This is a genomic window from Novosphingobium sp. FG90 (assembly GCF_057808725.1).
Genome location: NZ_JBMDIO010000001.1, coordinates 156,551 through 178,109, shown reverse-complemented (window position 1 = coordinate 178,109; position 21,559 = coordinate 156,551). Strand labels below are relative to the sequence as shown.

The 21,559-nt window shown below is 65.8% G+C and carries 19 protein-coding genes; 5 read left to right on the top strand and 14 right to left on the bottom strand.

From position 1 onward, the window contains the following. Positions 1–78: 78 nt before the first annotated feature. Together ACODRZ_RS00735 and ACODRZ_RS00730 are read right to left on the bottom strand one after the other, a co-directional pair. Positions 79–600 carry a GNAT family N-acetyltransferase gene (locus ACODRZ_RS00735; protein ID WP_488969108.1) on the bottom strand — a complete coding sequence of 174 codons (522 nt, stop codon included), beginning with the start codon at positions 598–600 and terminating at the stop codon, positions 79–81. Beyond that, a complete protein-coding gene (locus ACODRZ_RS00730) occupies positions 582–1,763 on the bottom strand; it encodes an aminotransferase (RefSeq protein ID WP_488969107.1) in 1,182 nt (393 codons plus the stop codon). Before ACODRZ_RS00730 ends, ACODRZ_RS00735 begins: the two co-directional genes overlap by 19 nt. A 152-nt stretch (positions 1,764–1,915) precedes the next feature. On the opposite strand from ACODRZ_RS00730, the gene ACODRZ_RS00725 reads away from it, so the two are divergent. From ACODRZ_RS00725 to ACODRZ_RS00705, 5 genes are all read left to right on the top strand, one after another. Beyond that, a complete protein-coding gene (locus tag ACODRZ_RS00725; RefSeq protein ID WP_488969106.1) occupies positions 1,916–3,736 on the top strand; it encodes a hydantoinase B/oxoprolinase family protein in 1,821 nt (606 codons plus the stop codon). A gap of 92 nt (positions 3,737–3,828) precedes the next feature. Beyond that, positions 3,829–5,916: a hydantoinase/oxoprolinase family protein gene (locus ACODRZ_RS00720; RefSeq protein WP_488969105.1), complete on the top strand. Its 2,088-nt coding sequence runs from the start codon at positions 3,829–3,831 to the stop codon at positions 5,914–5,916. 138 nt (positions 5,917–6,054) lie between these two features. Then, positions 6,055–7,101, top strand: a complete 1,047-nt coding sequence (locus ACODRZ_RS00715) for a sensor histidine kinase (protein ID WP_488969104.1) — start codon at positions 6,055–6,057, stop codon at positions 7,099–7,101. Positions 7,102–7,223: 122 nt separating this feature from the next. Beyond that, entirely contained in the window at positions 7,224–9,152 is a 1,929-nt protein-coding gene (gene ftsH, locus ACODRZ_RS00710) for an ATP-dependent zinc metalloprotease FtsH (protein WP_488969103.1), read from the top strand. 144 nt (positions 9,153–9,296) lie between these two features. Beyond that, on the top strand, positions 9,297–9,500 hold the full coding sequence (locus ACODRZ_RS00705) for a hypothetical protein (RefSeq protein WP_488969102.1): 204 nt from the start codon (positions 9,297–9,299) through the stop codon (positions 9,498–9,500). A gap of 18 nt (positions 9,501–9,518) precedes the next feature. Here ACODRZ_RS00705 and ACODRZ_RS00700 read toward each other — a convergent pair whose 3' ends face one another. The 12 genes from ACODRZ_RS00700 to ACODRZ_RS00645 all read right to left on the bottom strand — a co-directional run bounded on the left by ACODRZ_RS00700 (position 9,519) and on the right by ACODRZ_RS00645 (position 21,455). Next, positions 9,519–10,544 (bottom strand): DUF3667 domain-containing protein, encoded by a 1,026-nt coding sequence (locus ACODRZ_RS00700; RefSeq protein WP_488969101.1) that lies wholly within the window; start codon positions 10,542–10,544, stop codon positions 9,519–9,521. A gap of 143 nt (positions 10,545–10,687) precedes the next feature. Then, positions 10,688–11,443, bottom strand: coding sequence for a ParA family protein (locus ACODRZ_RS00695; protein ID WP_488969150.1), 756 nt, complete (start codon positions 11,441–11,443; stop codon positions 10,688–10,690). A 145-nt stretch (positions 11,444–11,588) separates the two neighbouring features. Next, positions 11,589–11,933: a DNA-directed RNA polymerase subunit omega gene (gene rpoZ, locus ACODRZ_RS00690; RefSeq protein WP_488969100.1), complete on the bottom strand. Its 345-nt coding sequence runs from the start codon at positions 11,931–11,933 to the stop codon at positions 11,589–11,591. 218 nt (positions 11,934–12,151) lie between these two features. Then, positions 12,152–13,213 carry a phosphotransferase gene (locus ACODRZ_RS00685; RefSeq protein WP_488969099.1) on the bottom strand — a complete coding sequence of 354 codons (1,062 nt, stop codon included), beginning with the start codon at positions 13,211–13,213 and terminating at the stop codon, positions 12,152–12,154. Then, the gene (locus ACODRZ_RS00680) at positions 13,210–14,424 is read right to left on the bottom strand and encodes an acyl-CoA dehydrogenase family protein (RefSeq protein WP_488969098.1); all 1,215 of its coding nucleotides are present in this window, start codon (positions 14,422–14,424) and stop codon (positions 13,210–13,212) included. Before ACODRZ_RS00680 ends, ACODRZ_RS00685 begins: the two co-directional genes overlap by 4 nt. Then, positions 14,424–14,984 (bottom strand): VOC family protein, encoded by a 561-nt coding sequence (locus ACODRZ_RS00675; protein ID WP_488969097.1) that lies wholly within the window; start codon positions 14,982–14,984, stop codon positions 14,424–14,426. Before ACODRZ_RS00675 ends, ACODRZ_RS00680 begins: the two co-directional genes overlap by 1 nt. 55 nt (positions 14,985–15,039) lie before the next feature. After that, positions 15,040–16,494, bottom strand: coding sequence for a dihydrolipoamide acetyltransferase family protein (locus ACODRZ_RS00670; protein ID WP_488969096.1), 1,455 nt, complete (start codon positions 16,492–16,494; stop codon positions 15,040–15,042). Positions 16,495–16,507: 13 nt separating this feature from the next. Then, positions 16,508–17,521 (bottom strand): alpha-ketoacid dehydrogenase subunit beta, encoded by a 1,014-nt coding sequence (locus tag ACODRZ_RS00665; protein ID WP_008829538.1) that lies wholly within the window; start codon positions 17,519–17,521, stop codon positions 16,508–16,510. Positions 17,522–17,538: 17 nt separating this feature from the next. After that, entirely contained in the window at positions 17,539–18,528 is a 990-nt protein-coding gene (locus ACODRZ_RS00660; RefSeq protein ID WP_488969095.1) for a thiamine pyrophosphate-dependent dehydrogenase E1 component subunit alpha, read from the bottom strand. Positions 18,529–18,691: 163 nt separating this feature from the next. After that, positions 18,692–19,900 (bottom strand): acyl-CoA dehydrogenase family protein, encoded by a 1,209-nt coding sequence (locus ACODRZ_RS00655; protein WP_488969094.1) that lies wholly within the window; start codon positions 19,898–19,900, stop codon positions 18,692–18,694. Further along, entirely contained in the window at positions 19,900–21,063 is a 1,164-nt protein-coding gene (locus ACODRZ_RS00650) for a thiolase family protein (RefSeq protein ID WP_488969093.1), read from the bottom strand. Before ACODRZ_RS00650 ends, ACODRZ_RS00655 begins: the two co-directional genes overlap by 1 nt. Continuing rightward, a complete protein-coding gene (locus ACODRZ_RS00645) occupies positions 21,060–21,455 on the bottom strand; it encodes a Zn-ribbon domain-containing OB-fold protein (protein ID WP_488969092.1) in 396 nt (131 codons plus the stop codon). The genes ACODRZ_RS00650 and ACODRZ_RS00645 overlap by 4 nt, the downstream gene beginning before the upstream one ends. Positions 21,456–21,559: the final 104 nt, after the last annotated feature.

Genomic DNA, 21,559 nt, shown 5'->3' with positions numbered 1-21,559 from the left:
AAAGAACGGAGGATGCCGCAGTGCAGCATGGCGTCAAGCCCCTGATGTCACCGCTCTCCGGCAGACGGAGAAGCACGCTCAGATCGCGCGGCGCATGTATCTTGCATCCGGCCCATAGCTCGCGAGCTTGCGCCGCAGGACGTCGTCGGCCGTCACCACGGCGAAGCCCTGCCGCTGCCAGAAAGCCATGGTATCGTTGACCGAAACGAGCGCGAGGTCCCTGCCGCCCGATGCGCGCAGGTACTCGACGAGTCGCCGGACTGCAGGCCCCGCATGTCCCTGCCCCCGCACCTCTGGATGCAGCGCGAGGTCATGGAGGTAAAACGCCTCACGCTCTGGCGGCAGCACGCCCAGCAGGCTGTCCAGCGGGGGGATGGCGCCCAGCGGCCAGGGATAGGCCACGAGATACCCCTTCACTTCTTCCGCCGCCGGATCCGCCAGCACCGAGCACCCCGCGGCGAACAGCGCGAACCGCTCCTCGAAACAGGCGCGCGCCTCGAAATGATCCGGGAAAGCCGCCCGCGCGACCGCCACGACGCCGTCGATATCCTCCTCGCGCATAGGGCGCCAGCGCAACGGGCTCACAGGCTGCGCAGCCATGCCGCGATCCGCTCCAGCGCCTCGTCGAGAACGTGATCAGGCTTGGTGAAGCACAGCCGCACGATATGGCTGGGGGCATCATGCCCTTCCTCGCCGACATCGTACAAAGCGCTGACCGGCACCGTCGCCACGCCCGCCTCGCGCAGTGCCCGCTCGCTGAACTCGCGGTCGGCGAGGGCAATGCCCGAAGCGGCGAGGTCCACGCAGAGGAACCACGTCGCTGCGTTAGGTAGAACGACCAGCCCCGCCGCTTCCAGTCCCGCCCTCAGGCGCTCCCGGGACGCTGCCCAGTCGGCATGCAGCGCGCCCAGAATGTCCGCCCGGCCGAGCCCTTCGGCGACGGCCCATTGCAGCGGCACCGCCGTCGTGAAAGTGAGGAACTGGTGCGCCCGCCCGAGCGCCGTGCCGAGTTCCCCCTTCGCCGCCATCCAGCCGATCTTCCAGCCGGTAAGGCCGAAGATCTTGCCTGCCGAACCGATCTTCACGACCCGCTCCGCCATGCCTTCGCAGGCCATCAGCGAGCGATGCGCCTTGCCGTCGAAGCGCACCTGCTCCCATACCTCGTCGCAGATGGCGACCAGATCGTGCGCCACACAGAACCGCGCGATCATGGCAAGCTCCTCGGCGCTCGCTACCGTCCCGGCGGGATTGAGCGGATCGTTGAGCATGATCGCGCGTGTCCCGGGTGTCACCGCCGCCTCCAGCGCTGCCGGGTCGTAGCGGAAATGCGGCGGCTGCAGCGGCACCGAGACCGGGATGCCCCCGGCCCGCCGCACCATCGGCGCATAAGCGTCATAGGCCGGCTGGAACAGGATCACTTCGTCCCCCTCTGACACCAGCGCGAGCACGGCGGCGGCGATGGCTTCGGTCGCACCGGAGGTGACGACGACCTCGGACGGCGCCAGCGACAGCCCCTGCGTGCGTGCATAATGCGCGCAGACCGCCTCGCGCAGCGCGGGAAGCCCGACGCTGGGCGGATACTGGTTCGACTTTTCGTGCAGAGCGCGCGCCGCCGCTTCCAGCAGGGGCGCCGGGGGCGGGCCATCGGGAAAGCCCTGCCCGAGATTGATCGCGCCGGTTTCCCGCGCCAGCGCCGACATCCGCTCGAACACCGTCGTGCCCATTTCGGCGTAGACGGGATGGATGCGGGGTCTCGTCTTCATCGCGGGATCTGCTCCGATACGGCGGGATGCTCTTTGCCGGCTCGGCCGATAGCGCCGCCTTTCGCAAAATGCACGTCGCCCGGCGCGCTTTGTCGAGAAGGCCGCGATGACGGGGCCTATCCCCGACATGTCCAGAAGGGGAAAAGGCACGCATGTCCTACGAGTTGAACCGCAGGCTGGCCGCGCGCCGCGCACCGCTGCCGACAGACGCCGGGATCGATGCGGTGACCGCCGACATCATTCGCGGCGCCTTCGAGACGGTCTGCTTCGAGAGCGCCACATATCTGGGCCGGGCGGCAAGCTCGCCGATCATCAATCAGTCGAACGAGCGCAATGCCGCGATCGTCGATGCGCATGGTCGCCTCGCGATGGGGGCGGTGGGCACGCCGCACCTTACCTTCGTGAACCAGATGGCAACGCGCTGGGGCCTGATGAACCAGGAACGCTACGACTGGGGGCCGGGCGACGTATTCCTCGCCAACGACCCCGACCATGGCGGCGGCCACTTGCCGGACTACTGCGTCTACGGGCCGGTCTACGACGAGAATGACCAGCTCGTCTGCATCCAGACCCTGCAGGCGCATCAGGGCGATACCGGCGGCAAGGACCCCGGCGGCTTCTCCCTCGACGCCACCGACCTGTTCACCGAAGGCGTGATCTATCCCTGCCTCAAGCTGGTCCACCGGGGGACGCTGCGCCGCGATGTGTTCGACACCGTGGTGCGCAACAACCGCTTCCCGAGCTTCGGTGGCGATATCGCGGCGATGATCGGCGGTGTCCAGCACGCAGTCGGGATGCTCGACAGGCTCGTCGCGCGTTGGGGGGGACAGGTCATCCGCGCGGCGATCAACCAGTCCATCGCCCAGACCGAGCGGCGCGTGCGCGACGAAGTCTCGAAGTGGCCGGACGGGGCCTATGAGGCGATGGTGTTCATCGACCATGACACCGCCGGCACCAAGGACGTGAAAGTTCACGTCACCTGCACCATCGCCGGCGACCAGCTGACCGTCGACCTCACCGGCACCGACGACCGCCCCGAACTCGTCGGCGTCTGGAATACCTTCGCCAATACCCGCAGCTACGTGATGTGCCAGGTCGTCGCCGCGATGGACCCGACGATCGTGAAGAACGAGGGCTATTTCGACGCCGTGGAGATCATCGTGCCCGAGGGCTGCATCGCCCAGCCTCCGCCGAACAAGCCTGCCGCGCTGGGTTCATTCCACCCGGCCTGCGAGATCACCGAGGCGGTGTGCATCGCCCTCTCCCACGTCGCGCCGGAGCGGTCACAGCCGCAACTCTACAAGATCGGCATGCCCAACATGGTGGTAGGCTTCGACGACGACGGCGCGATGTGGATGGATCAGGGGGTGGACTGCCGCTCGATGGACGTCTCGGCGGTCGCGGGCCTCGACGGCTGGGGGTCGTGCCCCAGCGCATTGGGCAGCCTGATCCTGTCCGAGGCGGAGGACGCGGAAAGCCGCTTTCCCATCCTCAACATCAGCCGCGAGATGACCACCGATGGAGGCGGTGCCGGACAATGGCGCGGCGCGCCCGGATCGCTCAACGTCAAGCAGGTGCTCAAGCCGACCTCGGCGATGGCATGGATGGTCTCGGCCGAGCATCCCCTGAGCGGCCTGTGCGGCGGAGACGACGCGATCCCCTACACCAACCGTTTCGAAGTCGGCTCCGCGAACGAGCGCGCCATCCTCCACACCGCGCAGGAGCTTCTGCCCGAAGGTGCGGTGATCGCCTACCAGCACGGCGGCGGCGGCGGCTTCGGCCCGGCCCTGAAGCGCGATCCCGAAGCCGTGAAGGAGGATGTCCTCGACGAGTACGTCAGCCTCGAGGCCGCGCGCGCCAGATACGGCGTGGTGCTGACGGGACGCCTCGACGACTACACGCTGGCTGTGGACCGGGAGGCGACCGAAGCACTGCGGGCGCGCATGGCAGAGCATGTCGCAGCGAATGCCTGAGATGCTCCGGGGCATGAACCACACTTCCATGTCGTAGCATGACGCCGGCCAGGTCCCCCCGAATGCAGAAGGGGGAGCAGAGAGGACAATCGATGAATTACAGGGTCGGTATCGACATCGGCGGCACGTTCACCGACTTCGCGCTCCTGAAGGAGGACGAGGTCATCCTCCACAAGAACCTTTCCACTCCGCAGGACCGTTCGCTCGGCGTCATGGAAGGTCTGGGCCGGCTGGCGGACAAGGGGGGCCTCGCCCTGCCCGATTTCCTCGCCCGCTGCGAGGCGATCGTTCACGGCACCACCGTCGCCGACAATACCCTCATCGAGATGAACGGCGCCCTCACCGGCCTCATCACCACCGAGGGATTCCGCGACGAGATCGAATATCGCCGGGGCTACAAGGAAGACATCTGGGACGTCCGCCTCGCGCCGCCCCGGCAGATCACGCCGCGCCGCCGCCGCCTTACCGTGCCCGAGCGGGTGCTCCACGACGGGACCGTCCACAAGCCGCTCGACGAGGAAGCCCTGCGCGATGCCTGTCGCAAGCTGCGCCTCCAGAACGTCGAGGCGGTGGCGATCAGCTTTCTGTTCTCCTTCGTGAACCCCGAGCACGAGCGCCGCGCGCACGAGATCGTCCGGGAGGAGATCCAGGACGCCTACATCTGCGCCAGCCACGAAGTCCTGCCTCGCGCGCCGGAGTACGACCGCACCTCCACCACCGTGGTCAACGCCTACGTCGGCCCCCGCGTGACGGGCTATCTTGAAAAGCTGGTCCGGCGGCTGGTGGAAGGCGGCTATCGCAGGCAGCTCATGGTCATGCAGGCGTCCGGCGGGGTGATGACGCGCGACTACATCGCGGGCGCGCCGATCCGTGTTCTCGCCTCCGGTCCGGCGGGCGGCGTCGTCGGCTCGGCCCATTGCGGCGTGGCCAAGGGCTGCCCCAACCTGCTGTGCGTCGACATGGGCGGCACAAGCTACGACATGTCGCTGGTAATCGACGGCAAGGCACCGGCCGAGGCCGGCTGGAACATGCATCACCGCTATCTCGTCGGCGTGCCGATGGTGAAGGTGGAGACCCTGGGCGCAGGCGGCGGCTCCATCTGCCACGTAAACGCCGGCGCGCTGCAGGTCGGCCCGCGCTCTGCCGGCTCGGAGCCCGGCCCGATCTGCTACGGCCGTGGTGGTACGGAGCCTACCGTCACCGACGCCCTCGTCATGCTGGGTATCCTGTCCACCGAGGAGGGCTTTGCGGGCGGCAGTTTCACCCTTTCGCGCGATGGCGTGGCCGAAGCCTTTCGAGCCATGGCGCGGCAACTGGGCCACGGAGACGACGAAAAGGGCGCAGAACGGGCCGCCTTCGACTGCTGGCGCGTCGTCAATGCCGTCATGACACAGGGCGTGCGCCGCACCACCGCAGGCAAGGGCATCGACCCGCGCGACCTCGCCATGCTCGCCTATGGCGGCAACGGCCCCGCCTTCGCCGCGATCCAGGCCGAGGAACTCGGCATCGAGCGCGTGCTTGTCCCCAAGGCATCGCCGACCTTCTCGGCCCTCGGCACCCTCGTCGCCAACCCGGCCATCGACGAGGAACGCGCCTACATCGCCTCCGCGGGCGCGCTGGACGTGGCGCGCATCCGCGACTTGTGGAGCGTTCTCTGCAAGCGTGTCCGCGATCACTTCGCCGCCGCATCGTTCGAAACGGGCAGAATCCGGGCAAGCTACCAGCTCAACATGCGCTATCCCGGCCAGAATTTCTCGCTCTCGATCCCGTTCGAGGCGGATGCCCCACTCGGTGATCTCGGCTTCATCGCGCAGGACTTCGCAGCCCGCGCGATCAGCCTGTTCAATGCGCGTCACATGGCCGAATACGGCCATGTCCGCGCGAACGAGGTGCCGGAAGTATCCGGCGTGCGCCTCAGCGCCCATGTCGAGACGCCATGCCCGAAAGCCGCCGGGGGCTTCACACCGAGCGGCGAGATCCCCGAACCTGCGCGCCATCGCCGCGCCAATCTGGGCCGGGGTTTCATGCAGGTTCCCGTCCACCTCGGTCGCGCCCTGTCGCCCGGCATGGAGATCCCCGGCCCGGCCATCGTCGAGGAGACCTTCACCACCATCGTCGTCTATCCCGGCTGGACCGCGCAAGTCGATGCCGCCGGAGACTATCAGCTCATACGCACCTGATCGGCCGCCCCGACCATGGGCGCCCATCGCGCATGCCCGGCCCCTTTCCCCAGCCAGCCCCCCGCCTCCCTTTCGCGCGTCCCGTCCATGCGATACGAAATATGCGAGTGAATCGCGAAAGGGTGATTGGGGACCGCGTTGAACAGCCTGAGCCGATTTACCGAGCGCCTGCCCTTCCTGCCCGACCGGCCGCTGATCCGTTACGCGGTAACGGTTATCCTATGCGTCTTCGCCTTCTGGCTGCGTTGGGCTCTCGATGCGGCGTTCCCGCCGGGCTATCCGTTCCTGACGTTCTTCCCCGCGGTCATCCTCAGCTCGTTCCTGTTCGGACCGCGACCGGGCGTGGTCGCCGCCGTGCTATGCGGGCTGTTCGCATGGTATGTCTTCATCCCACCCCGGACGGCCTTCGCATTCGACCACGGCACCCTGACGGCGATGCTGTTCTATACCGGCGTCGTGGTGGTCGATATCGCCCTCGTCCACTTCATGCAGGCCGCCAATGCCCGCCTCCATCACGCCCGCGAGGAAGTCCGGGCGCTTGCCGAAGAGCGCCGCCAACTGGCCGAGCGCGCCGAGTTGCTGTTCCAGGAAATGCAGCACCGGGTCGGCAACAACCTGCAGATGGTGGGCGCCGTCCTCTCCCTGCAGATGCGCGCCCTGACCGAGCCCGTGGCCCGGCGCGCGCTGTCCGACGCCGCGTCGCGCCTGCAGGTGATCGGCAACATCCAGCGCCAACTCTATCACCAGGACGGTCGCCTCGTCGCGCTCGACCGCTTCCTCGGCGAAGTCTGCGCCAAGACCATGGCATCCAGCGCCCGTGTCGGGATCGCCTGCTCGGTGGAAGCGCAGGGCGGCATAACCCTGCGTCCCGACAGCGCCGTCCCCGTCGCGCTGATCGTGACCGAAGCGATCGCCAACGCCCTCGAACACGGCTTTCCCGATCGCGAAAGCGGCACGATCACCGTCCGCCTCGCTCGCGTCGAGGAGGGCGTGACACTCCAGGTGGAGGATGACGGCCGCGGGCTGCCCCCCGGTTTCGACCCTGTCGCGACGCAGTCGATCGGGCTGCGCATATCCCGCATTCTCAGTCAGCAGTTGGAAGGCCGGATTGCACTGGAGAACCACGTGGACGGCACGCGAATGACGCTGGAATTGCCGCTTTCGCGCCTTGCAGAGACCGCCTGAAGGCACTGTGGGCGCTCATCGCCGCGGATATCGCGCCGAAACGACGCTAGTCCTCCCCTCGCCAGCTTGTGATTCATCGCCATGCGCCTACATTGGAGCGCGAAAGGACGGATTCCCGCAAAATGAACGACGACCAGCCCAACGGCAACCCATGGGTCAAGAGCCTGCTCGTATGGGGCGGCATCTTCCTCGCGCTCCTGATGGTGGTCTCGATGTTCGGATCGCGCGCCACGACCGGCCCGGCGATTCCGTACTCCGATTTCCGCAGCAAGGTGGCTGAAGGCAGCGTCGCCTCGGTCGAGATTTCCGAAGACCGCATCGACGGAAAGCTCAAGAATGGAGACAGTTTTTCGACCGTCCCCGTTCCCAACGACCAGACCCTGACCGACCTGCTCCAGCGCAACGACGTCAAGTATTCGGGCAAGGAAGCCGAACAGGGCAGCCTGCTGCTCTACATCCTTGCGCAGACCCTGCCGTTCCTGCTGATCGTCGGCATCGCCTTCTTCGCGCTGCGCCAGGTTCAGAAGGGCGGCGGTTCGGGCGCGATGGGCTTCGGCAAGTCCAAGGCCAAGATGCTCACCGAGCGTTCGGGCCGCGTCACTTTCGACGACGTCGCCGGCATCGACGAAGCGCGGGAGGAACTGGAGGAAATCGTCGAGTTCCTGCGCGATCCCACCCGCTTCTCGAAGCTCGGCGGCCAGATCCCCAAGGGCGCGCTGCTGGTCGGTTCGCCCGGCACCGGCAAGACCCTGCTCGCCCGCGCCATCGCGGGTGAAGCGGGCGTGCCGTTCTTCACGATCTCGGGCTCCGACTTCGTCGAGATGTTCGTCGGCGTCGGTGCCAGCCGCGTGCGCGACATGTTCGAGCAGGCCAAGAAGAACGCGCCGTGCATCGTCTTCATCGACGAAATCGACGCCGTTGGCCGTCACCGTGGCCACGGCCTCGGCAATTCGAACGACGAGCGCGAGCAGACGCTCAACCAGCTCCTCGTCGAGATGGACGGCTTCGAGGCCAACGAAGGCATCATCATCATCGCGGCGACCAACCGCCCCGACGTGCTCGACCCCGCGCTGCTTCGTCCGGGCCGCTTCGACCGTCAGGTGGTCGTGCCCGTTCCCGACATCGAGGGCCGTGAGAAGATCCTTGCCGTGCACATGAAGAAGGTGCCGCTCGCCCCCGACGTGAACCCGCGCGTGATCGCGCGCGGCACGCCGGGCTTCTCCGGCGCCGACCTCGCCAACCTCGTCAACGAGGCCGCCCTGCTCGCCGCGCGCCGCAACAAGCGCCTCGTCGCCATGCAGGAATTCGAAGACGCCAAGGACAAGGTCATGATGGGCGCGGAACGCCGCTCCATGGTCATGACCGAGGACGAGAAGAAGATGACCGCCTATCACGAGGCGGGCCATGCGATCGTCTCGCTGAACGAGGCGGCTTCCGACCCGATCCACAAGGCCACGATCATCCCGCGCGGCCGTGCGTTGGGCATGGTCATGCGTCTGCCGGAGCGGGACAGCTACTCGTACCACCGCGACAAGATGCTCGCGAACCTGTCGGTGGCGATGGGCGGCCGCGTGGCGGAAGAACTGATCTTCGGCTACGACAAGGTCTCGTCGGGCGCCTCTTCGGACATCCAGTATGCCACCAGCCTGGCGCGCTCGATGGTCACCAAGTGGGGCATGTCGGACAAGCTCGGCCCGATCCAGTACGAGGACAGCCAGGAAGGCTACCTCGGCATGGGCGGCACCCAGCGTACCATGGGCTCCAGCGAGACCAACCAGCTGATCGACAGCGAAATCCGCGCTCTGGTCGATAACGCCCACGCACGCGCCACGCAGATCCTCAAGGATCAGAACGCGGCGCTGGAAACTCTGGCCCAGGCCATGCTGGAATACGAGACGCTCTCTGGCGACGAGATCAAGCAGCTTCTCGAAGGCGGTCAGATCGACCGCCCCTCGGAGCCGCGCGGTCCTTCGGCGGCGCGTCCGCTCTCAGGTTCGGCCATCCCCAAGGCTGGGCGCCGCTTCACTGGTACGGCGCCGCAGGGCGCCTGAGCGAAAGACACGGGTTCTCCCCCAAGGAGAATGCAGGAGGGGCGTCAGACGCGAGTCTGACGCCTCTTTGCGTTTGTCGTAGGGTCGAAGTTCGGATCAAGTGTAGTATCGCCATGCTGGACGGTCGCGAAATGCGAGGACGCTATGACCCAGGTCGAAATATATGACGGCGAAGGCGACGAATTGCTCTTCACGGGACGGTTCGATTTCCTGCCTCGCGTCGGCGAATCCATCGCCAAGGATACGGACGATTACTTCCATTATTACGAAGTCATCGACGTGTGGCACCGCGAAGAGCCCGAAACCGGCAGGTTTCAGACGTGTCTCGCAATCAAAATCGTCGACTGAGCCCGCTCCCGAGCAGCCTTACATACTCGTCTGCGCCATGATCAGCGTAAAGAACACCCCGAGCGCCATGGCGGCGAAGACCAGCAGCACCGCCGTTCGCCACAGGCCGCCGAACCGCCCAACGCCGTAAGCCCCGCGCAACTGGCGATACATGTGCAACGGCGGGGTGAGGATCAGCAGTGCAATCAGACCTTCCGCTCCCAAAGTGCTGACGATCATGCCCACGATCGCCAGCAGTGTCATGAAGCACAGTGAATAGGTCACGAAGACGGTGTGATCGTAGAGGTGGAAGCGGCGGCTGAACGGAAACAGCAGCCACAGGAACGGCACCGAGATCGGGATGAGCGCCCAGCTGTACTTGTAGGCGTAAGTCTGGAGCTTGTAGCTCGCGAGATCGGGGTTGGAGCGGAACTTCTTGATCGCCTTGTCGAGCGCGGGAATATCGCTGACCTTGCGATATGGGTCCATCTTCAGATCCACGCCCTCGGCCTTGAGGTCGCGCAAAGTCTCGAGTGCTGCACGCCGCCCCTTCAGCTGGGATTGGAAGCTCTCGGTCGGCTGGCCCTTTGCCGCTGCAGCCTGCAGCTTGCCTTGGATCCCAGCCATCTCGCCTTCGAGCCGTTTGATGTTGCTCTCGATACCCTGGGCATCCACCGTCTGCGCGGCAGGCTCCTCGTGCCCTTCGGTTGCGTGAAAGACGGCGAACATGAGGAAGACGCAGAACAGGAACAGCGCGATCGGCGAAACGTAGCTGGCACGGCGCCCGTCGACATATTCCCGGGTCAGGCGCCCCGGCCGCCAGGCCAGCAGCGGGAGCGTCCGCCAGATCTTCCCCTCGAAATGGAAAACGCCATGAAGCAGGTCGTGGAAGAACGCTCCGAGCGTGCGGTGGACATGCGCCGCCTGCCCGCAGGCATGACAATGCGAACCGATGAGATGAGTTCCGCAGTTCAGGCAGTCCGCTTCGTGCGTATGGCCCGCCATATCCTGCCCATGCCTATCACCTTGCCCCGTGGCGTACTCCGCTTCAGCGGCAGATGCCAAGGCGGTCCCCTGCCCCAACTCTGCCAATCCTTCACCGATCCCGCTCATGTTCGCCCCCGTTTGACGCCGCAAAATCTATGTCGCGATCGGAATTCACGCAATGAGAGTGCGCGTGAGGAGGCTTGATGCGCCGCGTAACCCGCTCAGCGCTGGCCCAGCTTCTTCTCGATCGCTCCCCAGAGCCGCGCGAAGGCCTGCGCTGCCGTGCTCTGCGGTGCCAGCGCACCAACAGGCTGGCGCTGGACCGCGCATTGTTCAACCGCACTGGCATAAGGGATGGCCGGCCAGTTCGGATTCGTCTCGTGCGCCTGCCTGTGCAGCGCCCGCCGCATGTCGAGCATCGACAGCACCGGCAGGATCGGCGGATGCCGCTTGGTGTTTCCGGCGATTTCCCGCACCACCAGGTCGAAGGCCCGCGAAGACAGCGGCGATGGCGGCAATGGCACGATCACGAGATCCGCCGCGCGCACGACTTGCGCCGACAATTCATTCATGACTGGCGGGCAATCGAGGATGATCCGCGGATAGTCGGCCGAAAGCTCCTCGGTCAGCTTTGCCAGCCGCTTGCGCTTGCCGATCTTCACCAATTGCGCATCGAGCGCACGGATCGATTCATCGGCCGGAAGCACGTCCAGCCCCTCGAAAGCCGTATGCTGGATCAGCCGCGCAGCGGGGCGTTCACGCGCGAACACTTCTTCGGCCAGCTGCGCTTCCTGCGGTTCCAGACCATAGAGAAACGCCGAACCGCCGGCGGCATCGAGGTCCCACAGCAGGGTCCGATGCCCCGTCTGCACCGCGGAACACCATGCCAGATTGGCGGAAAACGTCGTCTTCCCGACGCCGCCCTTGACGCTGTAGATGGCGATCGTGGCGCCCTTGCCCTCGGCAACTGGTTCCAAGGGGGCTTCGGACGCACGAAGGGGACCGGCCCTCTTGGGCGGTCCCCCGGTCAATCCGATGATACGTGGCAATTTCGATTTCGCGGACACAACCGCATCGTTGCCTGCCGCCCCATCACAGTCAAGCGGCAGTCAACGCTTACGATCAGCCGTCGTAATCGCCGCCCAGCGACGTGTTGCGGGTCGGAGCCGACGCAGTGATGCGCAGGGCCTCGGCCGACTGGCTGAGCGAGCCGATGTCGTCCATCTCGTCGTCGTCGTCCGGCAGCACGCGCTGCATAGAGGTAACGAGGGTTTCCTTGAGGTTGTTGGGCGTAACGGTCTGCTCGGCAATTTCGCGCAGGGCCACGACCGGGTTCTTGTCACGATCGCGATCGATGGTGAGTTCTGCGCCGCCCGAAATCTCACGCGCACGCTGCGCGGCGAGAAGGACGAGGTCGAAGCGGTTGGGGATCTTGTCGACGCAATCTTCGACAGTAACGCGCGCCATGGGCACTCCCGGTAAAGAATCTATGGGATCGGAAAGGCTGCCAGTTAGGGCCGGAGGCGGGGAAAGTCAAGGAAATGGGCTCACCTCATCCGCGGCCGGCAGGCCACCTTGAGCTGAGTGTCGTCGGCGGGGGCTTCGACAGGCTCAGCCTGAGCGGGATTAAAGACCCGCTCTCAACACTGCTCAGGCTGAGCCTGTCGAAGCCCCATCGCCAAACGCTACCCCCGCGTGAAGCTCAACGCCAGCCTCGCCAGTTCGGGGAAGGCCTCGGCCCGCTCCTTCGCCTGGGCGTTGGAAGCGGTGCCCCGGATCACACGGCCCTTGATGCCGTGGAAGATCGCAGCAAGGCGGAAGAAGTTGAACGCCATGTAGTAGCGATAATCGGGCAGATCATCGCGGCCGGTGCGGTGACAGTAGGCGGCGACGTAGTCTTCTTCGCTCGGGATGCCCAATGCGGCGATGTCCGCGCCGCCCAGCCCCGCCACGATGTGCGGCGGCATGTGGTACATCATTGCGTTGTACGCGAAGTCCGCCAGTGGATGACCCAGCGTCGAAAGCTCCCAGTCCAGCACCGCCAGCACGCGCGGCTCGGTGGGATGGAAGATCATGTTGTCGATGCGGAAGTCGCCGTGGATCACGCTGGAGGCGCCGTCGTCCGCCGGCATGTTCGTTTCGAGCCACGCGATCACCGCATCCATGTCCGCGTCGCGGCCGGCAGCCTCGTCCTCGAAATACTGCTTCGACCAGCGGCCAACCTGCCGGGCGAAGTAATTGCCCGGTCTACCGTAATCGCCAAGGCCGATCGCCTCGGGGTCGTAGGAATGGAGCTGCGCCATCGTGGCGTTCATCGCATCGAACAGCGCCGCACGCTCCGCGTTCGAGACGCCGGGGACGGTCGCATCCCAGAAGATGCGGCCTTCCACCATCTCCATGACGTAGAACCAGGTGCCGATGACGCCGTCGTCCTCGCACAGCCCATAGACCCGCGCCACCGGGAAGCCCGCGCCGTGGAGCGCGGAAAGCACCTTGGCCTCGCGCTCAACCGCGTGAGCGCCCTTGAGCAATTGGCCCGGCGGCTTGCGCCGCAGCACGTAGCTGCGCGAAGGCGTCACCAGCTTGTAGGTGGGGTTGGACTGCCCGCCCTTAAACTGCTCGACGCTCAGCGGTCCGGCGAAGCCTACGACATTGGCTTTCAGCCATGCGGTCAGCACCGCCTCGTCGAAGGCGTAGCCCTCGCGCACGGCGGTCGTGCCCGAGTTGGCTTCGGCGACGTCGGTCATGCCGGTTCGGCTTCCTTGGCCAGAGCCTCCCGCGCCTTGCGCCAGTCGCGGCGGATCTTCTTGGCGAGGCTCCACTTGTGGACTTCGGTGGGGCCATCATAGATGCGGAAGGCGCGGACTTCGCGGAACACCTGCTCGACGATCGTGCGTTCGGTGACGCCGGTTCCGCCCATGACCTGCACGCAGTTGTCGGCGATCTTCATCAGTGCCTCGGAGACCGAGACCTTTGCCATCGAGCTTTCCACCGTGCCGAGCGAGCCGGTGTCCAGCACCGAAGCGCACCAGTCGATCATCAGTTCGCACTGCTTGATGAGGATGGCGTTCTCGGCCAGCATGAAGCCGACGCCTTCGTGCTCGATCAGCTGCTTGCCGAACGCCATGCGGCGGCAGGCATAGTCGCTGGCGATCTCGTGGGCGCGGATGCAGCAGCCCAGCCAGCGCATGCAGTGCGAGAGGCGCGCAGGCGACAAGCGGATCTGCGCGTACTTGAAGCCCTCGCCCGGGTCGCCCAGCATGTGTTCGGCGGGGACGCGCAGGTTGTCGATCGTCAACGTGGCGTGGCCGCCGGGCATCGAGCTGTCGATAGTGTTCGGCACCTCGTCGATGCGGATGGCGTCGTCCGGCAGGTCCACCAGGAACATGCAGGCACCGCCCTTGGTGTCCTCTTCCGCCGAAGCGGCCATGACGATGCCCACCATCGCGCCCTGTGCGCCGGTGATGAAGGTCTTGCGGCCATCGATGACCCAGTGGTTGCCGTCCTTGCGGCAGGTGGTCTTCATCATCGACGGATCGGAACCGGCGCCGCCCCATTCGGCGGGCTCGGTCATAAAGAAAGCGGAGCGGCCCTTGCCCTCGACCAGCGGCTTGAGGAAGCGCTCTTTCAGTTCGGGCGAGCCGACGTGGCCGATGAGGTACATGTTGCCCTCGTCGGGCGCCATGGTGTTGCAGGCCAGCGGGCCGAGCGGCGATAGGCCCGACTTGATGAGCACAACCGCCGTCTCGCGCTGCGTCAGATGCGAGCCATCGGCGCGGATGTGCGGGGTGAGCACGCCCGCCTCACGGGCCAGACCGCGCAGCTCCATCAGCAGTTCGTCGGTGGGCGCGCCGTGGTGATCGCGGCGCGGGTCCTTTTCGTAAGGGACGACCACGTCGCGGACGAAAGCCTCGACCTTGTCGGCCATGTCGAGGGCGTATTGGGAAATCTCGGCCATCACTGCAGCACCCTGATCGGATCGGAGCCGTCCCAGTCGCGGGCGGCATCCTTCATCATCTGAAACAGACCTTCGGTGCCCGAATGCGGCTGAAGGTATTCGATTACGTGGCCGGGGCCCTGGCCGGGATCGACATAGATCACCTCGCCATCGGCACCCACCTTGCCCTCGACGATCACCTCGGCGCCCGCTTCGGCGCAGGCCTTGCGGGCCTCGGCGATCGATTCGACGAAGACGCACACATGGTGCAGGCTATCGCGCACCGCATACTCGCCCGAATAGAGCGAGGGGGCATCGGAATCGGTCTTGATAAGCTCGATCTGGATGTCCCCCCAGTAGCCGATGGCCATGGTGAACGTGGCGTCGGTGGGCTGGCCCTTGTACTTCATGTCGTCGAGCCGCACGTCGTTGAGGACGAAGAACGGGCCGACGCCGACCGTTTCGATCCAGTATTTCATGGTCGCATCGAAATCGGTCGGGAAATAGGCGAGTTGGATCACGTCGCCCAGCCGCTTGAGCGGGCCGGGCTTCACGACGGTTTGGGTGGCCTCTCCGGTCATTCGCTTATCCTTTTGTCTTCGTCATCCCCGCGCAGGCGGGAATGACGGCGGAAGTTCATCCGAACAGGTCCTCGGGCGCCTCGATCAGACCCTTAAGCGTCTGCAGGAACTGCGCGCCCGCAGCCCCATCGATGGCGCGGTGGTCGACCGAGAGGGTGAAGGAGATGCGGGTTTCGAACGCCACGTCGCCGTCATCCGTCTCCACCGGCTGGCGCAGCGCCGCGCCGACGGCGAGGATCGCGCCCTGCGGCGGGTTGATGATCGCATCGAAGTTCTCGATCCCGAACATGCCGAGGTTGGAGACGGAGAAGGTGCCGCCGTCCATATCGTCCATGCTGAGCTTGCCGGCCTGCGCCTTGTCGATCAGGCGGCGGGTTTCCACCGCGATCTGGTCGATCCGCATCAGGTTGGCCTGACGCACCACCGGGGTGACGAGGCCCTTGGGACTGGCGACCGCGATCGAAACGTCGGCGTGCGGGAAGCGGTGAATTTCCTGACCGTGGACCTGCACGTTGACGTCCGGGTGCTTCGCCAGCGCCATGGCCGAAGCCTTGACGATCCAGTCGTTCACCGAAGCCTTGCTGCCCAGCACGACGTTCGCGGTCTTGCGCATCGCGATCAGCGCATCGGCGCTGGCCGACATGCGCAGATAGAAGTGCGGAAGCTCCTGCTTCGCCTGGGTGAGCCGCTGAGCGACGACCTTGCGGACGCGGTCGAAAGGCACGACTTCGGGGCGGTTCTCACCGGCCACGAATTCAGGCGTGCCGATGCCGCCGGCCGACGCCTTCGGCGCAGGCACGAGCGCCAGCACATCGGCCTTGGAGATACGGCCGCGCGGTCCGGTGCCGGTCAGGCCCTGCAGCGAGAGGCCGTGCAGCGCGGCGATACGGCGGGCGAGCGGCGAGGCGAGGACCTTGAGGTCGTCCGCCTCGACGGGAACCGTGCCCTTGAGCGAGGGAGCGCCCTCGCCGCGCAGCGCCTTCACCACGTCCTGATGGGTGATGCGACCGCCACGGCCCGAACCCTCGATACCGGCGATATCGACGCCCTCTTCTTCCGCGAGGCGCAGGGCCTCGGGGCTGATCGGGCGGTTGGTGTCGATCTTGATGCGCTGCTTTTCAGGAGCCGGCGCAGCAGCGGCAGCCGGAGCGGACTCCTGGGTCTTAGTCTTCTCGGCGCCCCCCTTACCTGCACCTTGGGCGATGCCGCCTTCGGCCGGCTTGAAATCGGCCACGAAGGCATCGATCTCGGCGTCCGAGTGCGAACCCTCGTCGAACACCGCCAGCAGCGCGCCGACGGGTTCCTCGCCCGCGCCGCCGCCCACGATGATGCGGCGGACGGTGGCTTCGTATTCGGCCTCGACCTCATTGGTGATCTTGGCGGTTTCGATCAGGCACAGCGTCTGGCCGCGCTTGAAGGTTTCACCCTCCTTCACCATCCATTCGGCGATCGTGCCTTCGGTCATTTCGATGCCCCACTTGGGCATCGTGAATGCGCGGATGCGACTCATGTCAGCGCTCCCCTCAACGGTATTCGAGCGTCTTGCGCACGGCAGCGGCGACCTTGGCCGGGCTCGGCAGGTAGGCGCTTTCCAGTTCGCGGGCGAACGGGACCGGCGTGTGCGGCGGGGTCACCATCTCGATCGGCGCCTTGAGGCTGGCGAAAGCCTTCTGGGCGACGAGCGCGGAGATGTCGGTGGCCAGCGAGCAGCGCGGCGGGGCTTCGTCCACCACGACGAGGCGGCCGGTCACTTCGACCGAGTCGAGGATCGCTTCCTCGTCCAGCGGCGAGGTGGTGCGAAGGTCGATCACGTCGCAGCCGATGCCGTCCTGCGCCAGATCGTCCGCAGCCGTCTCGGCGTAGCGCACCATCATGCCGCTGGCGACGATGGTCACGTCCTGCCCAGCACGGGCAAGGCGGGCGTGGCCGAAGGGGATGCAGAAATCCGGATCCTCGTTCACTTCGCCGCTCATCGCGTAGAGGAACTTGTGTTCGAGGAACACGACCGGATCGTCATCGCGGATCGCCTGACGCAGCAGGCCGCAGGCGTCTTCCGGGGTGGTCGGCATGACCACCTTGATGCCGGGCATGTTGGTGACGAACTGGCTGATCATCTGGCTGTGCTGCGCGGCGGCGTTGTAGCCCGCGCCCACCGGCATGCGGATCACCGCCGGGCAGACCGACTTGCCGCCGAACATGTAGCGGAACTTGGCGATCTGGTTCCAGAGCTGGTCCATGCACACGCCGATGAAGTCGGCGAACATGATCTCTGCCACCGGGCGCTTGCCGGCAAGGGCAAGGCCGCCCGCCGCGCCCATGATGGCGCTTTCGCTGATCGGGGTGTCGATCACGCGGTTGGGACCGAACGCCTCGTAGAAGCCGGTCGAGGTGGACCAGATGCCACCGATCGCTTCGGGGCCGCCGGCCGTGCCGTTGCCGCCGACGACGTCCTCGCCCAGCACGACGACACGTTCGTCACGCTGCATTTCCTGGAAGATCGTGTTGCGGATGGCATCGCGATACATCATTTTTGCCATGGGTCTCGCTCCTGCCGTCAGTAGCTGATGTAGACGTTTTCGAGGACGTTCTCGGGCTGCGGGCGCGGTGCGGCGCGCGAAGCCTGGACGGCATCCTCGATGGCCTTGAGGGATTCGGTGTCGATCGTGTCGAGATCCACGTCTTCCAGCAGCTTGGCGCCGGTGACGCTGGCGCGGAAGATCTTGAGGCAATCACGCTCGGCACGCAGGCGATCGAGTTCGCCGTCGCCGCGATAGCGCTGCGGATCGCCTTCGAAGTGGCCGAAGAAACGCTCGGTATCGAATTCCACGGCGGCCGGGCCATTACCGGGGGTGCGGACATATTCCAGCACTTCGCGGAAGGTGTCGTAGACGGCGAAGAAATCGGTGCCGTCACCGCGCCATACCTTCATGCCGAACGCTTCGGCGCGGCTGGCGATGTCCTTGGTGGTGCCCACCGCGTAATCGACGCCGGTATGCTCGGAATAGTGGTTGTTCTCGAAGACGAAGATCGCGGGTGCGTTGGTCACGACCGCAAGGTTCATCGCCTCGAACGTGGTGCCCTGGTTGCAGGCGCCGTCGCCCGAGAAGGCGATCGAGACGGCCAGCTTGCCGTTTTCGTCCGGACCATCGATCTTGTTGGAGATCGCCGCGCCCACCGCGATCGGCGCGCCGGCGCCGACGATACCGTTGGCGCCGAGCATGCCCTTGTTGATGTCGGCGATGTGCATCGATCCGCCCTTGCCGTTGCAAAGGCCTTCCTGGCTGCCCCAGATTTCCTTCATCATACCGTCAAGGTCGCAACCCTTGGCCAGACAGTGGCCATGGCCGCGGTGGGTCGAGACGATCTTGTCACGCTCGGTCAGGTGCTCGCACACGCCGACGGCGACGGCTTCCTGGCCGCAGTAGAGGTGGGTGAAGCCCGCGATCTCGCCGGTCTGGATCTCCTCGTGGAGCCGTTCCTCGAATTCGCGGATCAGCTTCATCTGCCGATAGGCGCGCGTCAGCGCCTCGCGGTTCAGCTGCATCAGGGATTCCTCTCGTTGATGGTGTGAATTTCTGAGTGGGAACGCGGGGGCTTCGACAGGCTCAGCCTGAGCGGGAAGGAGAGCGAATTGCCCATCCCACTTCGCTCATGCTGAGCCTGCCGAAGCATGGATTCCCACGCGAGGTTAGCTGCAAGCTGCGAAGTCACAGCCCCAGCACCGACTTGGCGATGATGGTGCTCTGCACTTCGTTGGTGCCGCCGAAGATGGTCCACGCGCGGCTGTTGAGATAGCGCGCCGAGGCGACCTGTGCGGCCTTGGAATGGACGGCAGCCGGAGCATTGTCGCCATAGAGCGGGCGCGCGGTTTCCAGCTGGAGGCCGGCGGGGCCGTAGAGGTCCACAGCCAGAAGATCGATCTCCTGCCGCAGGTTGGACGCCAGCAGCTTGGTCAGCGAGGTCTGCGGCCCGGCCTTGCGGCCCTTGGCGATCTCCGAGATGATCTTCAGCTCGATCATCTCCAGCGCATTGACCGAGAGACGGGCCCTGGCCACGCGGCGGCGCCAGTCGGCCTGATCGGCGAGCGCGCCGCCCCTGCCATCGCTTTCCCCCTTCGCATCCGCTTCGATCTGGTCGAGATCGTAGCCGAGCTTGGGCGCATGGCAAGAACCACCGCGCTCGTTTTCGAGCAGGAACTTGGCGATCGTCCAGCCATCGCCCTCACCGCCGACGAGGTTCTCGGCCGGGACCAGCACGTCCTCTAGGAACACCTGGTTGACCTCATGGTCACCGGCGTTCGTCAGGATCGGCCGTACCGAGACGCCGGGCGTGTCGAGGTCGATCAGCAGGAACGAGATGCCGGCCTGCTTCTTCACCTCGGTGTTGGTGCGCACCAGCGTGAACATGCGGTTGGCATGGTGCGCGTGGGTCGTCCAGATTTTGGAACCGTTCACGCGGTAATGATCGCCCTCGCGCACCGCGCGGGTCTTGAGGCTGGCAAGGTCGGACCCCGCGCCCGGCTCGGAGAAGCCCTGGCACCAGTAATCCTCGCCCGAGAGGATGCGCGGCAGAACCTGCGCCTTCTGCGCATCGGTGCCGAAGTTGTAGATCACCGGGGCGAGCAGCTTGAGGCCCAGCACCGTCAGATTGGGCGCGCCGGCAGCGGCGCATTCCTTTTCGAACAGGTAGCGCTGCAGCGGCGTCCAGCCGGTGCCGCCATGCTCGGCGGGCCACTGGTAACCCAGCCAGCCCTGCTTGTTCAGCACCGCGTTCCAGGCCTGACCGATCTCCGGCTCGACGAAGACCGACGGCGTCGCCGCCGCGCCTGCCTTGACATCGGCAGGCAGGTTATCGCGCAGGAAGGTGCGCACCTCGTCGCGGAAGGCGGCGTCTTGAGGGGAAAGTTCGATATCCATCAGCGTTCCAGAATAGTGACCGCGGAGACGCCCGGAGCGCCGTAGACGTGGCTGTATGCCGTCTTCGGCGCATTGGGCACCTGACGGCCGCCGCCGTCTCCCCGCAGTTGCACGACGTTTTCGTAGACCTGGCGCAGACCCGATGCGCCGATCGGCTCGCCACAGGCGAGGCAGCCACCATCCGTGTTGACCGGCAGCGCGCCGTTGATCTCGGTGCGCCCCTCGGCCAGCCACTGCTCCTGCTCGCCATCGGCGCAGAAGCCGTTCTCGGCCATGTGCATCAGTTCGGCGCCCGCTTCGGTGTCCTGAAGCTGGGCGACGTCGATGTCGCCCGGGCCGATCCCGGCAAGACGATAGGCATCGGCCGAGGCGATGCGCGAGGCGGTTCCGCGTGGGCCGGTGTCGTCGGCCACCACGTCCACCGAAGGCGCGAAGACCTCGAAGCTGCTGGGCGGACGGGTGCGCATGGTCGCGGCCTTGAGCCGGATCAGCGGCTTGCCCAGTTCACGCGCCTTCTTCTCGCTCGCGAGGATCAGCGCCACGCCGCCCTCAGCGGGCGAGCAGAACATGTACTTGGTATAAGGATCGCTCACCAGCGGCGCTTCGAGGATTTCCTCCAGCGACACCGGCTGACGGCGCCAGGCATGCGGCGCGTGTACCGCGTTGCGGAATGCCTTTTCCGACACCATGCCCAGAGTCTTCTGCGAGATGCCGAACAGGCTCATGTAGCGCATGATCTTGGCGGCGAAGAACTGCGTGGTGACCATCTGGCCGACTTCGCCGTACCAGTCCGGCAGGTTGTATTCGCTCGGCAGCGCGTTGAAAGCGCCGCGCGGATGCTTGTCGAAGCCGACCGCAAGGCCAAGATCGAACTCGCCCGACTTGATCGCCATCTGCGCGCTGAATAGCGCCGATCCACCCGCCGCGCAGCCGTTGCGCACGTTGATGAACTGAACGCCGGTCAGACCGAGCCGATCGACCATCGTGTCCGGGTTCCCGGCCGCGTCAGAGCTGCCGTAGGCGAACTGGATCTGCGGCCACTCCACGCCCGCGTCGGCCAGCGCCTCGCGCACGGCATAGACGCCCTGATCGACGCCGGACAGGCCATCGGTCCGCCCGAAGCGGTGAATGCCGATCCCGACGATGCACACGTCGCCGCTCATGCTGCGTCTCCTGCGGGTACGTAAGCGGGGATATAGGGACTGTCCGGGTCCTGGGGATCAAGCAGCGAGGGCGCGAAACGTACTGCCATGCCCACCCTCACGTCCTCGAACGCGACATCGTTCAGCCTCGCCTCGACGATCACCTGCCCCGGCAGTTCGACATAGGCGACAACCCAGGGCGCGAAGGCCTCCGGTCCGGCATAAGGCGGGGTCTTCGGGCGGAAGCGCTGCACGGTGTAGGACCACAAGGTCCCCTCGCTCGAAAGCGGCAGCGGCTCGTAGGTTGGTACGGTGGGACAGGGGAAGACGATGCGCCCGGTTTCCCGGTCCTTCCCGCCGATCAGGCGCGGCTGCGCCTCTTCGGTGAACAGGCCTTCGGCTATCGCTTTCATCTCGCTCCCGATCCTCAAACTTTGGGCCGGTATTGAAGATCCGGCCATGGATTCGGTTTAAGCGCGTCCCCGCGGCATTTGTGACTCACCAAAACGATAGGATA